Origin of the sequence: Ferrimonas sp. YFM (assembly GCF_030296015.1) — a bacterium.
GTDB lineage: Bacteria > Pseudomonadota > Gammaproteobacteria > Enterobacterales > Shewanellaceae > Ferrimonas.
On record NZ_AP027368.1, the window covers coordinates 275897 to 292048 of the forward strand.

Annotated in this window: 18 protein-coding genes and 1 rRNA gene; 13 read left to right on the forward strand and 6 right to left on the reverse strand. The window is 56.9% G+C overall.

What is annotated here, in order from left to right; translation table 11 throughout:
* Positions 1-89 precede the first annotated feature (89 nt).
* From rpsM to QUE41_RS01405, 7 genes are all read left to right on the forward strand, one after another.
* Positions 90-446, forward strand: a complete 357-nt coding sequence (gene rpsM / locus QUE41_RS01375; RefSeq protein WP_028110677.1) for a 30S ribosomal protein S13 — start codon at positions 90-92, stop codon at positions 444-446.
* 13 nt (positions 447-459) lie between these two features.
* Positions 460-849, forward strand: a complete 390-nt coding sequence (gene rpsK / locus QUE41_RS01380; RefSeq protein WP_028110678.1) for a 30S ribosomal protein S11 — start codon at positions 460-462, stop codon at positions 847-849.
* A gap of 30 nt (positions 850-879) precedes the next feature.
* Entirely contained in the window at positions 880-1500 is a 621-nt protein-coding gene (gene rpsD, locus QUE41_RS01385) for a 30S ribosomal protein S4 (RefSeq protein ID WP_028110679.1), read from the forward strand.
* A 25-nt stretch (positions 1501-1525) separates the two neighbouring features.
* Positions 1526-2518, forward strand: a complete 993-nt coding sequence (locus QUE41_RS01390) for a DNA-directed RNA polymerase subunit alpha (protein ID WP_028110680.1) — start codon at positions 1526-1528, stop codon at positions 2516-2518.
* Positions 2519-2556: 38 nt separating this feature from the next.
* Complete coding sequence (gene rplQ, locus QUE41_RS01395) at positions 2557-2955, forward strand: 50S ribosomal protein L17 (protein WP_028110681.1); 399 nt, start codon at positions 2557-2559, stop codon at positions 2953-2955.
* Positions 2956-3059: 104 nt separating this feature from the next.
* Entirely contained in the window at positions 3060-4403 is a 1344-nt protein-coding gene (locus QUE41_RS01400; protein WP_286341199.1) for an NfeD family protein, read from the forward strand.
* Complete coding sequence (locus tag QUE41_RS01405) at positions 4393-5166, forward strand: slipin family protein (protein ID WP_286341200.1); 774 nt, start codon at positions 4393-4395, stop codon at positions 5164-5166. The genes QUE41_RS01400 and QUE41_RS01405 overlap by 11 nt, the downstream gene beginning before the upstream one ends.
* Before the next feature lie 29 nt (positions 5167-5195).
* Here QUE41_RS01405 and ccmE read toward each other — a convergent pair whose 3' ends face one another.
* The 5 genes from ccmE to ccmA are packed head-to-tail and all read right to left on the reverse strand — an operon-like array spanning position 5196 to position 7979.
* Positions 5196-5684, reverse strand: coding sequence for a cytochrome c maturation protein CcmE (gene ccmE / locus QUE41_RS01410; RefSeq protein WP_286341201.1), 489 nt, complete (start codon positions 5682-5684; stop codon positions 5196-5198).
* Complete coding sequence (gene ccmD, locus QUE41_RS01415; protein WP_286341202.1) at positions 5681-5893, reverse strand: heme exporter protein CcmD; 213 nt, start codon at positions 5891-5893, stop codon at positions 5681-5683. The genes ccmE and ccmD overlap by 4 nt, the downstream gene beginning before the upstream one ends.
* Positions 5893-6639: a heme ABC transporter permease gene (locus QUE41_RS01420; protein WP_286341203.1), complete on the reverse strand. Its 747-nt coding sequence runs from the start codon at positions 6637-6639 to the stop codon at positions 5893-5895. The genes ccmD and QUE41_RS01420 overlap by 1 nt, the downstream gene beginning before the upstream one ends.
* A gap of 1 nt (position 6640) precedes the next feature.
* Positions 6641-7327 carry a heme exporter protein CcmB gene (gene ccmB, locus QUE41_RS01425; protein WP_286341204.1) on the reverse strand — a complete coding sequence of 229 codons (687 nt, stop codon included), beginning with the start codon at positions 7325-7327 and terminating at the stop codon, positions 6641-6643.
* A 10-nt stretch (positions 7328-7337) separates the two neighbouring features.
* A complete protein-coding gene (gene ccmA, locus QUE41_RS01430) occupies positions 7338-7979 on the reverse strand; it encodes a cytochrome c biogenesis heme-transporting ATPase CcmA (RefSeq protein WP_286341205.1) in 642 nt (213 codons plus the stop codon).
* 337 nt (positions 7980-8316) lie between these two features.
* Here ccmA and QUE41_RS01435 point away from each other — a divergent pair, with 337 nt between their 5' ends.
* Complete coding sequence (locus QUE41_RS01435; protein WP_286341206.1) at positions 8317-8616, forward strand: c-type cytochrome; 300 nt, start codon at positions 8317-8319, stop codon at positions 8614-8616.
* A gap of 140 nt (positions 8617-8756) precedes the next feature.
* On the opposite strand, the gene ccmI is transcribed toward QUE41_RS01435, so the two are convergent.
* A complete protein-coding gene (ccmI, locus tag QUE41_RS01440; RefSeq protein WP_286341207.1) occupies positions 8757-10004 on the reverse strand; it encodes a c-type cytochrome biogenesis protein CcmI in 1248 nt (415 codons plus the stop codon).
* Between the two features lie 403 nt (positions 10005-10407).
* Here ccmI and QUE41_RS01445 point away from each other — a divergent pair, with 403 nt between their 5' ends.
* The 5 genes from QUE41_RS01445 (at position 10408) to QUE41_RS01465 (ending at position 16034) form a co-directional block, all read left to right on the forward strand.
* Positions 10408-12372: a heme lyase CcmF/NrfE family subunit gene (locus QUE41_RS01445; RefSeq protein WP_286341208.1), complete on the forward strand. Its 1965-nt coding sequence runs from the start codon at positions 10408-10410 to the stop codon at positions 12370-12372.
* Between the two features lie 15 nt (positions 12373-12387).
* Entirely contained in the window at positions 12388-12945 is a 558-nt protein-coding gene (locus tag QUE41_RS01450; RefSeq protein ID WP_286341209.1) for a DsbE family thiol:disulfide interchange protein, read from the forward strand.
* Complete coding sequence (gene nrfF / locus QUE41_RS01455) at positions 12945-13427, forward strand: heme lyase NrfEFG subunit NrfF (protein ID WP_286341210.1); 483 nt, start codon at positions 12945-12947, stop codon at positions 13425-13427. Before QUE41_RS01450 ends, nrfF begins: the two co-directional genes overlap by 1 nt.
* Positions 13427-13963: a TlpA family protein disulfide reductase gene (locus tag QUE41_RS01460; protein ID WP_286341211.1), complete on the forward strand. Its 537-nt coding sequence runs from the start codon at positions 13427-13429 to the stop codon at positions 13961-13963. Before nrfF ends, QUE41_RS01460 begins: the two co-directional genes overlap by 1 nt.
* A gap of 516 nt (positions 13964-14479) precedes the next feature.
* Positions 14480-16034, forward strand: a 16S ribosomal RNA gene (locus tag QUE41_RS01465).
* Positions 16035-16152: the final 118 nt, after the last annotated feature.

The window sequence follows — 16152 nt, forward strand, 5'->3', positions numbered from 1 at the left end:
GTCAGCCTATGCGTTGTTGCAAACTAGTCGGTTGTCGAGTATCCTACCGGGCTTTTCACAATCGACCACTGGAATTGAGGAGTGCTATAGTGGCCCGTATCGCTGGCATTAACATTCCTGAGCATAAGCATGCGGTTGTTGCTCTGACCGCCATCTTCGGTGTTGGCCGTACCCGCGCACAGCAGATCTGTGCCGAGGCCGGTATCGCTGAAGATGTGAAGATCAAGGATCTGGACGAATCTACCATCGATAAGGTTCGTGACGTTGTAGGTCAGTTCACCGTTGAAGGTGACCTGCGTCGTGAGATCTCTATGAACATCAAGCGTCTGATGGACCTGGGTTGCTACCGCGGCCTGCGTCATCGTCGTAGTCTGCCACTTCGTGGTCAACGTACTAAGACTAACGCTCGTACCCGTAAGGGTCCGCGTAAGCCGATCAAGAAGTAAGGGGAACTAAGCAATGGCTAAAACTCCTTCTCGTACCCGTAAAAAGGTACGCAAGCAGGTTGCAGACGGTGTGGCCCACGTGCACGCATCTTTCAACAACACAATCGTGACCATCACCGACCGTCAAGGTAACGCTCTGGCATGGGCGACCGCAGGCGGCTCCGGCTTCCGTGGTTCTCGTAAGTCCACTCCGTTCGCTGCACAGGTTGCTGCTGAGCGCTGCGCCGAAATGGCCAAAGAGTATGGTCTGAAGAACCTGGAAGTTGAAGTTAAGGGTCCGGGTCCGGGTCGTGAGTCCTCTATTCGTGCGTTGAATGCTGCGGGTTTCCGCATCACCAACATCACCGATGTGACTCCAATTCCGCACAACGGTTGTCGTCCGCCTAAGAAACGTCGCGTATAACGCCCGTTTCAGGATAGTTGGAGAAAGAACATGGCAAGATATTTGGGTCCTAAGCTCAAGCTAAGCCGTCGTGAAGGTACAGATCTGTTCCTGAAAAGCGGCGTACGAGCAATCGATTCTAAATGTAAGATCGACAATGCACCTGGTCAGCACGGCGCTCGTAAAGCTCGTCTGTCTGACTACGGTCTGCAGCTGCGTGAAAAGCAGAAGGTTCGCCGTATCTACGGTGTACTGGAAAAGCAATTCCGCAACTACTACAAAACTGCTGCTAGCAAGAAAGGCAATACTGGTGAAAACCTGTTGCAGCTGCTAGAAAGTCGTTTGGATAACGTGGTTTACCGCATGGGTTTCGGTGCTACTCGCAACGAAGCACGCCAGCTGGTTAGCCACAAGGCAATCATGGTTAATGGCCGTGTTGTTAACATTCCATCTTTCGTTGTGACTGCTGACGACGTGGTAAGCGTACGTGAGAAGGCTCAGAAGCAAGCTCGTATTAAGGGTGCGCTGGAGCTGGCAGATCAACGTGAGAAGCCGACTTGGATGGAAGTAGACAGCTCTAAGATGGAAGGCACTTTCAAGCGCCTGCCTGAGCGTAGCGATCTGTCTGCCGACATCAATGAACAGCTGATCGTCGAGCTTTACTCTAAGTAAGGCTTAACCGTTAAGAGAGGACACAATGCAGGGTTCCGTTACCGATTTTCTTAAGCCACGTCTGGTCGATGTCGTGCAAGTCAACCCCACTCGGGCTAAAGTGACTCTTGAGCCCCTTGAGCGTGGTTTCGGCCACACCTTGGGTAATGCGCTTCGCCGCATTCTGCTTTCTTCTATGCCTGGTTGTGCAGTTACCGAAGTCGAGATCGACGGCGTACTGCATGAGTACAGCAGCAAAGAGGGTGTGCAGGAAGACGTACTTGAGATCCTGTTGAACCTGAAAGGTTTGGCAGTGAAAATCGAAGGTAAGGATGAAGTCACGCTGACTTTGAACAAGTCTGGTGCAGGCCCTGTTACTGCAGGTGATATCACCCATGGTGGTGATGTCGAGATCATGAATCCTGATCACCTCATCTGTACTCTGACCGGTGATGACGCTGAAATCAGCATGCGCATCAAGGTTGAGTGGGGCCGCGGCTATGTGCCTGCGTCTGCCCGTGCTCAATCCGACGAAGACGAGCGTCCAATCGGTCGTCTTCTGGTTGATGCCTCCTTCAGTCCTGTTGTCCGCATCGCCTACAATGTTGAGGCGGCGCGTGTAGAACAGCGTACTGACCTGGATAAGCTGATTATCGACATGCACACCAACGGCACCCTGGATCCTGAAGAAGCGATCCGCCGTTCTGCCACTATTCTGGCAGAGCAACTGGATGCCTTCGTTGAGCTGCGTGACGTAAGCGAGCCGGAAGAGAAAGAAGAGAAGCCAGAATTCGATCCAATTCTGCTGCGTCCTGTCGATGATCTGGAACTGACTGTTCGTTCGGCGAACTGCCTGAAAGCAGAAGCCATTCATTATATCGGTGATCTGGTTCAGCGCACTGAAGTTGAGCTGCTTAAGACCCCTAACCTGGGTAAGAAGTCGCTTACTGAAATCAAGGACGTTCTCGCTTCCCGCGGTCTGTCCCTGGGTATGCGGCTTGAAAACTGGCCGCCAGCTTCACTCGCCGACAACATGTAACCAGGTCTGGTAAAGATTTAGGTTAAAAGGATAAGGTCATGCGCCATCGTAAGAGTGGTCGTCAACTGAACCGCAACAGCAGCCACCGCCAAGCTATGTTCCGCAACATGGCTGGTTCTCTGGTACGTCATGAGATCATCAAGACTACCGTGCCAAAGGCGAAAGAACTGCGTCGCGTAGTTGAGCCCCTGATTACACTTGCTAAAACTGACAGCGTTGCCAACCGTCGTCTGGCTTTCGCCCGTACTCGTGACAACGATGTAGTTAGCAAGCTGTTTAATGAGCTGGGTCCTCGCTACCAGGAACGTGCCGGTGGTTACACCCGCATCCTGAAGTGTGGATTCCGTGCCGGTGATAACGCCCCTATGGCGTACATCGAGCTGGTAGACCGCCCCGAGGCGGACGCTACCGAAGAAGCTGCAGCTTCTGAAGAGTAATAGAAAGGCCGGTCACTGACCGGCCTTTTTCTTTTCCCCTCCCGAAAATTCCCCTTTTCCCCGTTGACTACACTTAAGTAGGTTTCTTCCTCTTCGAGGTGCCTATGACCCTGGTGCGGCTGTTGCCTCTGCTCGTCACCCTGATCCTGTTGCTGCCTTCGACTCTAAGGTCCGACAATGGTGCCCAGGTGTGGGTGCTGCCCATTCAGGGGGTGATAGGCCCCGCCACCTCAGAACTGCTGCTCAATACCCTGGAGGACGCCACAGAGGCCAATGTCGAGCTGCTGGTGCTGGCCATAGACACCCCGGGCGGGCTGGACAGCGCCATGAGAGAGATGATCCAGGGGATCCTGGCCAGCCCAGTGCCCGTGGCCGGGTACGTGTCGCCTCCGGGCGCGCGGGCCGCCAGTGCCGGCACCTATATGCTGTACGCCTGCCATATTGCTGCCATGGCGCCAGCCACCAATTTGGGTGCGGCCACCCCGGTGGCTCTGAGCCCCGGCGCCTCGCCAGCCACTCCCAACCCCACCGAGGGTGAGACACCGGCCCAGGCGCCCTCCAATGAACAGAGCATGCGCAATAAGGTGGTCAACGATGCGGTGGCCTACATTCGCGGTCTGGCTGAGCTCAGGGGACGCAATGTGGAGTGGGCCGAGAAGGCGGTGCGTGAAGGTGCCAGTCTGTCCGCGGTCGATGCATTGGAGCAGGGGGTGGTGGATATGATGGCCGAGGATCTTGTGGCGCTTGTCGCTGCCCTCGATGGTCATTTGGTGGGTGAGCGCTCGCTAACCACGGCCGGTGCCAGCGTGGTGACCATAGAGCCGGGTTGGCGACATAACCTGCTGCAGGCACTGACCAACCCCAACGTGGCCCTGTTATTGCTGATGCTGGGCTTCTACGGCCTGGTACTGGAGTTTTACAGCCCGGGGGTGGGGTTGCCCGCCATTGTGGGGGGAATCAGCCTGCTGCTGGGTCTCTACGCCCTGAACATGTTGCCCATCAACCTAGCCGGTGCCGGGCTGATGTTGCTGGGGTTGGCGCTGATGGTCACCGAGGCCTTCTTGCCCAGCTTCGGTCTGTTTGGCATCGGCGGCGTGGTGGCCTTCCTCGCCGGAGCCCTGCTGCTGATGGATACCGACGTGCCTGAATTGCAACTGGCCATGCCCCTGGTGAGTGCGGTCGCGGTGGCCTCGGCGCTGTTCACCATACTGGTGCTGCGGATGGCCCTGCGCAGTCGCAATCAGGTGGTGGTGACCGGGGTACAGACCCTGGTCGGTAAACGCGTGGCTGTGGACGAGCGGCTGCGCTCCCAGGGGATGGTCGAACTGGGGGGAGAGTTGTGGCAAGCCCGGTGCGATGGCGAGATAACCGGCTCCAGTGCCACTGTGGTGGCCGTGGAAGGGCTGACTCTGGTATTGGCCGACAAGGAGAATAAGCATGATGGCTGAGAACTTCACCTCCTACTTTACCCTGACTCTGGCGTTTCTGATTCTGGCGCTGCTGATCAGCACCTTCCGCATCCTGCGCGAGTATGAGCGGGGGGTGATCTTCCTGCTGGGACGCTTCTATCGGGTCAAGGGCCCAGGTCTTATCATCGTCATCCCCATAGTGCAGCAGATGGTGCGTGTGGATCTGCGAACCCTGGTGATGGATGTGCCCACCCAGGATGTGATCTCCCGGGATAACGTGTCGGTGCGGGTCAACGCGGTGGTCTACTACCGGGTGGTGGATCCGGAGAAGGCGATCAACCAGGTGGAGGAGTACCATGAGGCCACCAGTCAGTTGTCCCAGACCACCCTGAGATCGGTGCTGGGTCAGCATGAGCTGGATGAGATGCTGTCGCAGCGGGAGGTGCTCAATGCGGACATTCAGCGGATACTGGACAAGCAGACCGACGTATGGGGCATCAAGGTGTCCAATGTGGAGATCAAACACGTGGATCTGGACGAGTCGATGATTCGAGCCATCGCCCGTCAAGCGGAGGCGGAGCGGGTTCGTCGGGCCAAGGTGATTCACGCCACCGGCGAGCGAGAGGCCGCCGACAAACTGGCTGAAGCGGCGTCAGTGCTGGCCGAGGAGTCCGGCGCTTTGCAGCTCAGGTACCTGCAAACCCTGACAGAGATCGCCGGCGACAAGTCCAGCACCATCGTCTTCCCTCTGCCCATGGAACTGGCCGACTGGCTGTCAAAAAACAAAAAGGCCGGTGAGTAACCGGCCTTAGTCGTGCGTCTGGGGTGACCTTAGTAGGTGCCGCCCTGAGTCTGTGACGCGTCGTAGTCGAGCTTCTCGTGCTTCTTGCCCATGGCTTCGGCCACTTCTGGCGGCATGTAGTTCTCGTCGTGCTTGGCCAGTACTTCGGTGGCATCGATGACGGCGAACTCATTCATGGGACCCTGGGCAACAATACCCTGACCTTCACGGAAGAGATCCGGCAGCATGCCATCGTAACGGATGGTCACCGCTGGGCCGGTATCGGCGATCTGGAACTCCACTTTCAGGCTTTCCGGGTCGCGCTTGACCGAGCCTGGTACCACCATGCCGCCGATGCGGATGCGTTGGCCAATCTCGGGCTTGATGCCGGTGCCCTCTTTGCCCAGATGAATCTCTGAGGCGGTGTAGAACAGGTCCAGATTGCTGTTCAGTGCGTACAGCAGCAGGGAGGCGATGGCCGCAACACCGCCGATCAGTGCTGAGGCGAACACCAGGCGTTTTTTACGTCTTGGATTCATACCGCTTTGCTCCTGTGTTGACGCAGACGCTCTTCTCGGGCCTGCTTTTGGCTGATCTGTTTAATGACTCGCTTTCGCTGGGAGAGGCAACTTACCACTAACAACCCCAGGGCAGCAAATGCCACGCCGTAGGCCAGCCAGACGAAGAAGGCGTAGCCGCCCATATCCAGAAACTCTGACAGGCCGGCAAATTGGAAGTTCCAGTTCATTAGCGTTTCTCCTCAGCAGCAACAAGGTCGCGAACCCAGGGACGCATGGCGTTACGGGCCAGCACCTCGGCGCGGAAGCGCAAGATGGTCAGTGCGCCGATCATCATGGCAAAGCCAAAGATGTTCATCAGCAGCGGAATCAGCATCTCCGGAGGCATGGCGTTGCTCTTGCCCACGGTGATGGCGTTGGGCTGATGGAGGGTGTTCCACCACTCAACGGAGTACTTGATGATGGGCAGGTTGATGGAGCCCACAATCGCCAGGATGCCGGCAGCCTTGGCGGCCAGGACCTTATCCTCGAAGGAGGCGTACAGGGCAATGACGCCCAGGTAGAGGAACAGCAGCACCAGCTCTGAGGTCAGGCGTGCGTCCCACACCCACCAGGTGCCCCACATGGGCTTACCCCAGGTGGCGCCGGTGAACAGGGCGATAAAGGTCAGCACGGCACCGATGGGGGCGATGGCGGCGGCGGCGATGTCGGCCAGCTTGATCTGCCACACCAGGCCAATGAACGCCGCGATGGCCATGGCGAAGTAGGCGGACATGGACATGGAAGCCGCAGGCACGTGAATAAAGATGATGCGGTAGGAGTTACCCTGCTGGTAATCCACCGGAGCGAAACCCAGGCCCAATACAGTGCCTGTGCCGATCAGCAGTACCGCCAGGATGGCAAACCAGGGCAGCATCTTGCCAGCCAGTTGGTACGCCTTCTCAGGGTTGGCGTAGGGGTGAAGCCATTTCCACATATCAGTTTGTACTCACTCTCAAAGAGGCCCCGATTGCTACGGGAGCCAGGACCAAAGCGCCCACCAGCATAGCTGCCAGTATAGACAGGTGTCCGGTGTAGGGCAGGTTCATGCCCGCAGCGTCTATCGCGCTGGTGGCAAAAATCAGTACTGGAATATAGAGGGGCAGGATCAGCAGACTGATCAGCACGCCCCCTTTGCGTAAGCCTACCGTCAAAGCGGCGCCAATGGCACCCAACAGGCTCAGAACCGGGGTGCCCAGGGCCAGAGTCGACATCAGGGCACCGTAACTGTTGCTTTCCAGGTGCAGCAGGGTCGCCAGCAGGGGAGAGGCCACGATCAGCGGCACTCCGGTGACGATCCAGTGAGCCAGCACCTTCGCCAGCACCATCAGCGACAGCGGCTGAGGGCAGAGCATCATCTGCTCCAGGGAGCCGTCGGCGTAGTCGGTCTTAAACAGGCGCTCCAGGGACAGCATGGCGGACAGCAGGGCGGCTACCCAGATGATCCCGGGGGCGATGCGCGCCAGCACCTGTGGCTCTGGGCCAATGCCCAGGGGGAACAGGCTCACTACGATAAAGAAGAACATCAGCGGGTTGAAGATGTCATTGCGGTGGCGGAAGGCCACCTGCAGATCCCGCTTTAGGACCGTATTGAAGGCCCGGCTATAGCTTACATCTCGGCTCATTGTCGGACCCCTAGTCGAATTGGTACTCAAGACGCAGCTTCTTCAGCCGGTCCGGCCCCACCAGTTGCAGATCCTGGTGAGTGGTAAGGATGACGCAACCGCCACGGTTGGCGTGGTCGAGGAACAGCTGCTCCAGTTCGGCCACACCGCGTTTGTCGATGGCGGTCAGGGGTTCGTCCAGAATCCAGATGCGTGCCTCGCTGTGCCACAGGCGGGCCAGGGCGATGCGACGGTGCTGGCCTGCGGAGAGGTGACCGGCAGGGTGCTCTTCGAAGCCGGTGAGGTTCACCTTGGCCAGGGTGGCGCGGATGTCCACCTGGTTATAACCGGCGATGCTCAGGTTGAACGCAAGATTCTCTTCGGCGGTCAGTTCACTCTTGACCCCGGGCAGGTGGCCCAGATAGAGCAGGTCCTCGTGAAAATCGTCTCGTACGTCGCTGGTGGGGGTGCCTTTGTAGTGCACGTCACCGGCGTAGGGGCGGGAGAGGCCGGCCAGGATCCGCAGCAGGCTGGTTTTGCCGGCGCCGTTGGGGCCCTCAATCTGGATGATGTCGCCGCCGCGCACGTCGAAGCTGAGGCCGTCGAACAGGATCCGCTCTTCGCGGATACAGGTAAGCTCCTCGGCGCTGAGTAGTATTTCGCTGTCCTGCATTCTTTCGTATTCACACCTGAACTGATTGAAGGCGATTCTACCATATTGGGTACAAGTTAACTTGGGCTTGCTCCCATTCTTAACAACTGCTAGGGCGCGCTGGATCACATGGCCTGGCAGCGGGGCAGAATATGGCCCTTTTTAAGCGAATTAACAAATGATTAGCTTCTATGACTCTCAATAAGGTGGAATAGTTGCATCCCACCTCCAAGAATGGTGATTTATATCAAAAAAAGATGAACGCCTGTGAGGTATGTGTTATTTTAATATCGAGCTTGGCTGTGAACGCATATCACTCAAGTTAATAAAAAATGTCAACAATTTGGAACGAAGTAGCATGAAAAAGATTATCGCTTTTGCTGCAGTAGCTATGCTGGCTTCTGCTCCCGGTGTGATGGCTCAGGAAGGTGAAGCTGTATACAACAAGGCCTGCCAGACCTGCCACGCCATGGGCATTGCCGGTGCTCCTAAGCTGAACGACGCTGCCGCCTGGGAGCCTCGTATGGCCAAGGGCATGGATAGTCTGGTCCAGAGTGTTAAGAACGGCCTGAATGCCATGCCCCCAGGTGGTATGTGCATGGATTGCAGCGACGAAGATTACAAAGCTGCCATCGAGTTCATGGCTGAGAAGAAGTAATCCAGACCAGATTGTTTAAAGGGGCCCGCACTGTGCGGGCCTTTTTATTGCCTGAACTCTTTGGCAGCCGGACAACAAAAAGGGCCCGAATGGGCCCTTGTTCATTTTTGGCGCAGTAAAACCTGAAGCTCGCTTCGGTTTTACTGAATCTGGGTGTCGATCACTACCTGAACGTCGCTGCCCAGGGCGGCACTGTCCAGTCGACCCACCAGGTCGCCAGGGGTGGCGCCCGGGTTGGAGTCGTGGTTCACCACCACCTCGATGGACACCGCCTGCTGGCTGCTGAGCAGCATCTCAGGGGTCATGGCGTCGCTGTCCTTGAGCACCACCAGAGTGGGCAGGTCAGACAGCTTCAGGCGCTTCACCGCCACCGGCATCATGCCGCCGCTGAGGGGGCGAGCCATCACCAGAACACTGGCACCGGGCTGAGCCTTGGCAGCCATGGCCTCGTCCAGAGAGACGGAAACATGGATGCTCTTGGCCTTGGCCTCCACATCCTTGTTCAGCTCGGGGTTGTCGACGCTGTCGGTACCCAGGAAGCTCTTGGCCTGCATGATGGCGGCCTGAATGGCGGAGCGGTCAAAGTCATCGCGTGGGCTGGTGAGCAGGATCTCCCAGTGACGGATGGCATCTTCATAGTTTGCATTGAAGAAGGCGTCCATACCCAGCAACAGGCGGGTGGAGGGATCCTTGAAGTCGCTTTCCAGGGCTTCTTTGATCACCGCGTCGATCTCTGGGGTCATCTTCTCACCGGCCAGGTAATACATGGCGGTGGCGCGGGGGCCCAGGAGTTCGGCGTGGCGGCCAACCAGCTCCATGACGGTATCGAAGGCGGCGACCGCCTTCTGGTACTGGCCACCGGAGATGTAGGCGTGACCCAGGGAGAACCAGGCCTGGCTGTTGTCAGGCTCGTTCATCACTGTGCTTTCCATCTGAGCGATGCGCATCTGCTGCATCTGCTCAGGGGTCATGCCCTGGTGAGGGTTGGATTGCTGTGCGGTTTCGGGGCGAGCGTTCTGCCACTCGTCGAAACGGCCCAGTTCCATGTAGCTGTAGCCGGAGAGCACCAGGACGATGACGCTGATCAGCACCGGCCACAGAGGGCCACGGCTGTTGTCGGTGATGGCGGAGCTCTCCCCGTCATCCACGTCCTGCAGCAGGTTCATCTCCTGCTCCTGCTTGAGGGTTTCAAACTCCGCCTCGGTCAGGCGGCCCTCCTGCTTATCTACCTCCAGTTCGGCAATACGCTCGTTAAACAGTTTTACGTTGGTTTGCGTGCGTAGCTCAGTCTGCTGGGCCCCTTTTGCGGTACGTCGGAAAAAGGGCAGCCAAACCAAGAGCAGAGCCAGTGCGGTCAGTGCCGCGATTGCGATCCAAAAAGTCGTCATAGCTGCTTCTGTAGTCTGTGATGTGCGTAAGTCGTGGAGTGTTTCGCAGTCAGGGGCGCGTCACACCAACTTAAAAAATTTGCAGATGGATTATACGGCAACCACGTTCAAGCGCCATAGCTGCATAAATCTGACCTTGGCGAAGCACCGCAATTGAGGTAGGGGTCACATAATGTAAATCTAATACAACAATGGCGGAAACTTTTTGTAAGCTGCCTCGTCAAAGGCCACAGCACCGTCAGGGCATGCGCATGGCGCGTGGGTGTGAGCTACATCGTTTTAAGCGTGATTAAAGGCAGACAAGCAGCGCAACTCTGCCTAAAATGGCGTCAATGAGCACTGTTCGGCTGAGCGAGTTGGGCGCGCAGCCGTATATGGATACATTCCCTCGCAGAGGTAATTCATGGTTCCGGAACTAGGACATTACGCACTCATTATCGGCATGGCGTTCGCCGCCATCATGTCGATCGTCCCCTTAGTGGGCGTGGCAAGGCGAGACGCCTTCCTGGTGAGTTACAGCCGGCCTTTGGCATACGGCACTTTTCTCTTTATGGGTCTCGCGGTAGTGGCTTTGGGCTACGCCTTCGTTACCGACGATTTCTCCGTGGCCTATGTGGCGCACAACTCCAATAGCCACCTGCCGACGCCGTTCAAGATCGCCGCCATCTGGGGTGGTCATGAAGGTTCACTGCTGTTCTGGGTGTTCTCCATGGCAGTCTGGAGCGCCGCCGTTGCCCTGTTCAGTCGCAACCTGGACGACGCCTTCGTTGCCCGGGTGCTGGCGATCATGGGCATGGTGACTCTGGGCTTCTGCCTGTTCATGTTGCTGACCTCCAGCCCATTCGAGCGCTTCCTGCCTGTGGTGCCTGCCGAGGGTCGCGACCTGAACCCCATGCTTCAGGACGTGGGCCTGATCTTCCACCCGCCCATGCTGTATCTGGGGTATGTAGGTTTCTCCGTGGCCTTCGCTTTCGCCATCGCGGCACTGCTGAGCGGTCGACTGGACTCCGCCTGGGCCCGCTGGTCCCGCCCCTGGACCCTGGCCGCCTGGATCTTCCTGACCGGCGGTATCTCTCTGGGTTCCTGGTGGGCTTATTATGAGCTTGGCTGGGGTGGCTGGTGGTTCTGGGATCCGGTAGAGAACGCCTCCTTTATGCCCTGGCTGGTGGGCACCGCGTTATTGCACTCGCTGATTGTGACCGAGAAGCGGGGCACCTTCCGTAACTGGACCATCCTGCTGGCGATCTTTACCTTCTCCCTCAGTCTGCTGGGTACCTTCCTGGTGCGTTCCGGCGTACTGACTTCGGTGCACTCCTTTGCCGCTGACCCCACCCGGGGTATGGCGATTCTGGGCTTGCTGGGTCTGACCATCGGTGGTTCTCTGACCCTGTTCGCGGTCCGGGCGACCGAGTTTGCCAGCCCGGCCAAGTTTGAGCTGTTCTCCAAAGAGACCATGATGCTCGGCTGTAACATCCTGTTGGTGGTTGCCACAGGCTCTGTGCTGCTGGGGACTCTCTACCCACTGCTGGGCGATGCCCTGGGTCTGGGTAAGATCTCCGTAGGTCCTCCGTACTTCAACACCGTATTCAACCCCATAGTCCTGGTGCTCTTTGTGCTGATGGGCATAGGGCCGGTGATTCGATGGAAGAAAGCCAAAGATACCGAGACCCGTCAACTGATGGTGCCTGCGGCCGTGGCCCTGATTGCCGGTCTGGCGACGCCTTTCATCATCGACGGCAAGATGAACCTGTGGGTAAGCGCCGGTGTGGCCACCGCGGTGTGGATTGTGCTGACCCTGATGCTGGATCTGTACAATAAGACCAGGGAGCCCAATGGTGGCTTCACCACCAAGCGTCTGAGCCGCAGCGTCTGGGGCATGCAGTTCGCTCACCTGGGTATCGCCATGGCGATCATCGGCGCGGCCATGGTGTCCCACTACGCGGAAGAGAAATCCGTGCGCATGGGCCCAGGTAAGAGCCATGAACTGGCGGGTTACACCTTCACCTATGAAGAGACCCGTATGGTCCAGGGCCCCAACTACACCGCAGAGCAGGGTCGCATCACTGTGATGCAGGATGGCGAGCTGGTGACCACCCTGTACCCGGATCGTCGTAAGTACAATGTACGGACCATGGACATGACCGAAGCTGGCATCGACTGGGGCTTCTTCCGCGATCTGTACGTGACCATGGGTGATCCCCTGGATTCCACCGACTACGCCGTGCGCCTGAACTACAAGCCCATGGTGCGTTGGATCTGGTTTGGCAGTATTCTGATGATGATCGGCGGTACCCTGGCAGCGACCGATAAGCGAGCTCGCAGCCGTAAGAGTGCCCCAGTCAACGAAGCACAAGTGGCGACTGCCTGAGGTTAGAGTAGAGCTATGAAACGCGCGTTACTGTTTATCCCCCTGCTGATTTTCATCGGCATGGCGGTGTTCCTGTACAAGGGGTTGTTCCTCAACCCCAAGGAGCTGGATTCTGCCCTTGAGGGCAAGCCGGTTCCCACTTTCACCCTGGAGTCTCTGGAAGACGCCCAGGTCACCATCACCAACAAGGACCTTGAAGGTGAGGTGTATCTGCTGAATGTGTGGGCCACCTGGTGTCCCTCCTGTAAGTATGAGCACCCCTTCCTGAACAAGTTGTCCAGACAGGGTGCTATCCCTATCTACGGCATCAACTACCGGGATGAGCGTGGACTGGCTCTGCGCTATCTGGCCAACAGTGGTGATCCCTACACCAAGAACCTGTATGACCCAGAGGGTAAGCTGGGTCTGGATCTGGGTGTGTATGGTGCACCTGAAACCTTCGTGGTGGATCACAACGGGGTCGTTCGCTATCGCTTTGCCGGTGTCCTCGGCCCGCAGAACTGGGCTGAGACCTTTATGCCGATGATCAGCGAGCTGCGCCGTGAAGCGGCGGCCGCCAAGGGAGGTGCCTGATGAAAGCTTTGTTGAAGTGGTTCTCCAGTGCCATCTGCCTGTTGCTGGTGGCGGGGGCGGTGCACGCCACCCCCATCGATACCTACGAGTTCAAGAGTGAGGAGAACAAGGAGCGTGGGCTGCAACTGGCCAATGAACTGCGTTGTCCCCAGTGTCAGAACCAGAATCTGATCGACTCCAACTCCCCGGTTGCCCGTGACCTGCGCCTGAAGGTGTATGCCATGGTGGATGAGGGCAAGAGCAACGATGAGATCGTGACCTTTATGACCGATCGCTATGGCGACTTCGTTCGCTACCGCCCCGCCTTCGACAACCGCACCCTGGTGCTGTGGCTGGGTCCGGTGGCCTTCGCCGTCGTCGGTCTGGGTGTGGGTCTGCTGTTCATCCGCGCTCAGCGCCAGAAGAGTGCCAAGGCAACGACGGCCATGACCGATGCCGATCGAGAGCGTCTGGCGAAGATGCTCAAGGAGAAACAGGGCTGATGCGAGGCCTGATTCTTATGTTGGCGCTGCTTACGGGCAGCGCCTTCGGTTTTCCGGGAATGAACCAGGCTGGCGACGACCCTGCGCTGCAGAGATTCGTTCAGCTCACCTTTCCTCAGGATCTGGACAGCATTGAGCTGAAGGATCTGGAGGGTGAGGCGGTAGAGTTGTCCATTTATAAGGGGAAGGTGGTTGTCCTGAACCTTTGGGCGACCTGGTGTCCCCCCTGTGTTCGTGAGCTTCCCTCCCTGGCGCGATTCCGCGCCAAGCTGGAGAGTCAGGGCGCGGTGGTACTCCCGGTGGCCATCGATCGTGATCCCGCCGTGGTCGCCCCTTTCCTTAAGGAGCTTGGCCTGGAGTCCTTCTCCACCCTGTATGACACCACCGACGCGGTGGGTCGGGTGTTGCCGACGGATCTGGTGCCCGCCACCTTTATCCTCAATGAGCAGGGACAACTGGTGGCCTTTGTCCGCAGCTTTGTGGATTGGGATAACCCCAAGGTGCAAAAGCTGGTCGAGACCTACCTCGGCGAATAGATGGACGAAAAACACACTGAAAAGCACCCGAAAGGGTGCTTTTGTCTATTAACTGTCCGCTCGATCGCAAATGATCCTTTTAGGGGTTGCCAAGAAAAAATCCCTCCCTATAATGCGCTCCTCGTTGACCGGGCAAAAGCCGACAAGGCCGAAGCGAGATGGTTAACAAGGCGTCAGCCACTAAGAAAACACTGGGCCCGAGGGCTGTAGTCGATAACTTAAGTGGTGAAAACGGCGCTTAGCTTTCAATGAGGGCTCCAAGCCTTCATAAGTAAAGCGAAACGCCTCAAGCGGCAACTTGAAAAAGTTTGCAATTAGGGCTTGACGGCAACGGAGAGTCGCGTAGAATGCGCCTCCTGTCTCGATGAGAGACACGCTCTTTAACAATTAGTCAGACAATCTGTGTGGGCACTCGCGCAGGATTGATATCTCATATATCAATGTTGCACTGAGTGACTATAACAAGTTAATTCAGTAATTCATTGAGTCGGAATTTTCGGATTCCAAAAAACTTTTTAATTGAAGAGTTTGATCATGGCTCAGATTGAACGCTGGCGGCAGGCCTAACACATGCAAGTCGAGCGGAAACGACAACAAAGATTCTTCGGATGATTTGTTGGGCGTCGAGCGGCGGACGGGTGAGTAATGCTTAGGAATTTGCCCAGTCGAGGGGGACAACAGTTGGAAACGACTGCTAATACCGCATACGCCCTACGGGGGAAAGAGGGGGATGCTTCGGCACCTTTCGCGATTGGATAAGCCTAAGTGAGATTAGCTAGATGGTGAGGTAATGGCTCACCATGGCGACGATCTCTAGCTGGTTTGAGAGGATGATCAGCCACACTGGAACTGAGACACGGTCCAGACTCCTACGGGAGGCAGCAGTGGGGAATATTGCACAATGGGCGCAAGCCTGATGCAGCCATGCCGCGTGTATGAAGAAGGCCTTCGGGTTGTAAAGTACTTTCAGCGAGGAGGAAAGGTTAGCGGTTAATACCCGTTAGCTGTGACGTTACTCGCAGAAGAAGCACCGGCTAACTCCGTGCCAGCAGCCGCGGTAATACGGAGGGTGCGAGCGTTAATCGGAATTACTGGGCGTAAAGCGCATGCAGGCGGTCTGTTAAGCGAGATGTGAAAGCCCCGGGCTTAACCTGGGAACTGCATTTCGAACTGGCAGACTAGAGTCTTGTAGAGGGAGGTAGAATTTCAGGTGTAGCGGTGAAATGCGTAGAGATCTGAAGGAATACCAGTGGCGAAGGCGGCCTCCTGGACAAAGACTGACGCTCAGATGCGAAAGCGTGGGGAGCAAACAGGATTAGATACCCTGGTAGTCCACGCTGTAAACGATGTCTATTAGGAGTCTGTGCCCTTGAGGCGTGGGTTCCAAAGCTAACGCATTAAATAGACCGCCTGGGGAGTACGGCCGCAAGGTTAAAACTCAAATGAATTGACGGGGGCCCGCACAAGCGGTGGAGCATGTGGTTTAATTCGATGCAACGCGAAGAACCTTACCATCCCTTGACATCCACGGAAGCTTTGAGAGATCGAAGTGTGCCTTCGGGAACCGTGAGACAGGTGCTGCATGGCTGTCGTCAGCTCGTGTTGTGAAATGTTGGGTTAAGTCCCGCAACGAGCGCAACCCTTGTCCTTAGTTGCCAGCACGTAATGGTGGGAACTCTAGGGAGACTGCCGGTGATAAACCGGAGGAAGGTGGGGACGACGTCAAGTCATCATGGCCCTTACGGGATGGGCTACACACGTGCTACAATGGTCGGTACAAAGGGTTGCGAGCTCGCGAGAGTCAGCCAATCCCATAAAGCCGGTCGTAGTCCGGATTGGAGTCTGCAACTCGACTCCATGAAGTCGGAATCGCTAGTAATCGTGAATCAGAATGTCACGGTGAATACGTTCCCGGGCCTTGTACACACCGCCCGTCACACCATGGGAGTGGGCTGCACCAGAAGTCATTAGCTTAACCTTCGGGAGGGCGATGACCACGGTGTGGTTCATGACTGGGGTGAAGTCGTAACAAGGTAGCCCTAGGGGAACCTGGGGCTGGATCACCTCCTTACGAAATAGATACGGTTTTGCGTTGAGTGTTCACACAGATTGTCTGAAATCATCCCAAGGGGTGATTTTGGCGTTTTTGCTTTAGGCAAAAACTTGCTCTTTAACAATTTGGACAAGCT

Excerpts from the sequence above, each read along its gene's own strand:
- rpsK (WP_028110678.1), top strand. The coding sequence starts at position 460 with ATGGCTAAAACTCCTTCTCGTACCCGTAAAAAGGTACGCAAGCAGGTT.
- rpsD (WP_028110679.1), top strand. The coding sequence starts at position 880 with ATGGCAAGATATTTGGGTCCTAAGCTCAAGCTAAGCCGTCGTGAAGGT.
- QUE41_RS01390 (WP_028110680.1), top strand. The coding sequence starts at position 1,526 with ATGCAGGGTTCCGTTACCGATTTTCTTAAGCCACGTCTGGTCGATGTC.
- rplQ (WP_028110681.1), top strand. The coding sequence starts at position 2,557 with ATGCGCCATCGTAAGAGTGGTCGTCAACTGAACCGCAACAGCAGCCAC.
- QUE41_RS01400 (WP_286341199.1), top strand. The coding sequence starts at position 3,060 with ATGACCCTGGTGCGGCTGTTGCCTCTGCTCGTCACCCTGATCCTGTTG.
- QUE41_RS01405 (WP_286341200.1), top strand. The coding sequence starts at position 4,393 with ATGATGGCTGAGAACTTCACCTCCTACTTTACCCTGACTCTGGCGTTT.
- ccmE (WP_286341201.1), bottom strand. The coding sequence starts at position 5,684 with ATGAATCCAAGACGTAAAAAACGCCTGGTGTTCGCCTCAGCACTGATC.
- ccmD (WP_286341202.1), bottom strand. The coding sequence starts at position 5,893 with ATGAACTGGAACTTCCAATTTGCCGGCCTGTCAGAGTTTCTGGATATG.
- QUE41_RS01420 (WP_286341203.1), bottom strand. The coding sequence starts at position 6,639 with ATGTGGAAATGGCTTCACCCCTACGCCAACCCTGAGAAGGCGTACCAA.
- ccmB (WP_286341204.1), bottom strand. The coding sequence starts at position 7,327 with ATGAGCCGAGATGTAAGCTATAGCCGGGCCTTCAATACGGTCCTAAAG.
- ccmA (WP_286341205.1), bottom strand. The coding sequence starts at position 7,979 with ATGCAGGACAGCGAAATACTACTCAGCGCCGAGGAGCTTACCTGTATC.
- QUE41_RS01435 (WP_286341206.1), top strand. The coding sequence starts at position 8,317 with ATGAAAAAGATTATCGCTTTTGCTGCAGTAGCTATGCTGGCTTCTGCT.
- ccmI (WP_286341207.1), bottom strand. The coding sequence starts at position 10,004 with ATGACGACTTTTTGGATCGCAATCGCGGCACTGACCGCACTGGCTCTG.
- QUE41_RS01445 (WP_286341208.1), top strand. The coding sequence starts at position 10,408 with ATGGTTCCGGAACTAGGACATTACGCACTCATTATCGGCATGGCGTTC.
- QUE41_RS01450 (WP_286341209.1), top strand. The coding sequence starts at position 12,388 with ATGAAACGCGCGTTACTGTTTATCCCCCTGCTGATTTTCATCGGCATG.
- nrfF (WP_286341210.1), top strand. The coding sequence starts at position 12,945 with ATGAAAGCTTTGTTGAAGTGGTTCTCCAGTGCCATCTGCCTGTTGCTG.
- QUE41_RS01460 (WP_286341211.1), top strand. The coding sequence starts at position 13,427 with ATGCGAGGCCTGATTCTTATGTTGGCGCTGCTTACGGGCAGCGCCTTC.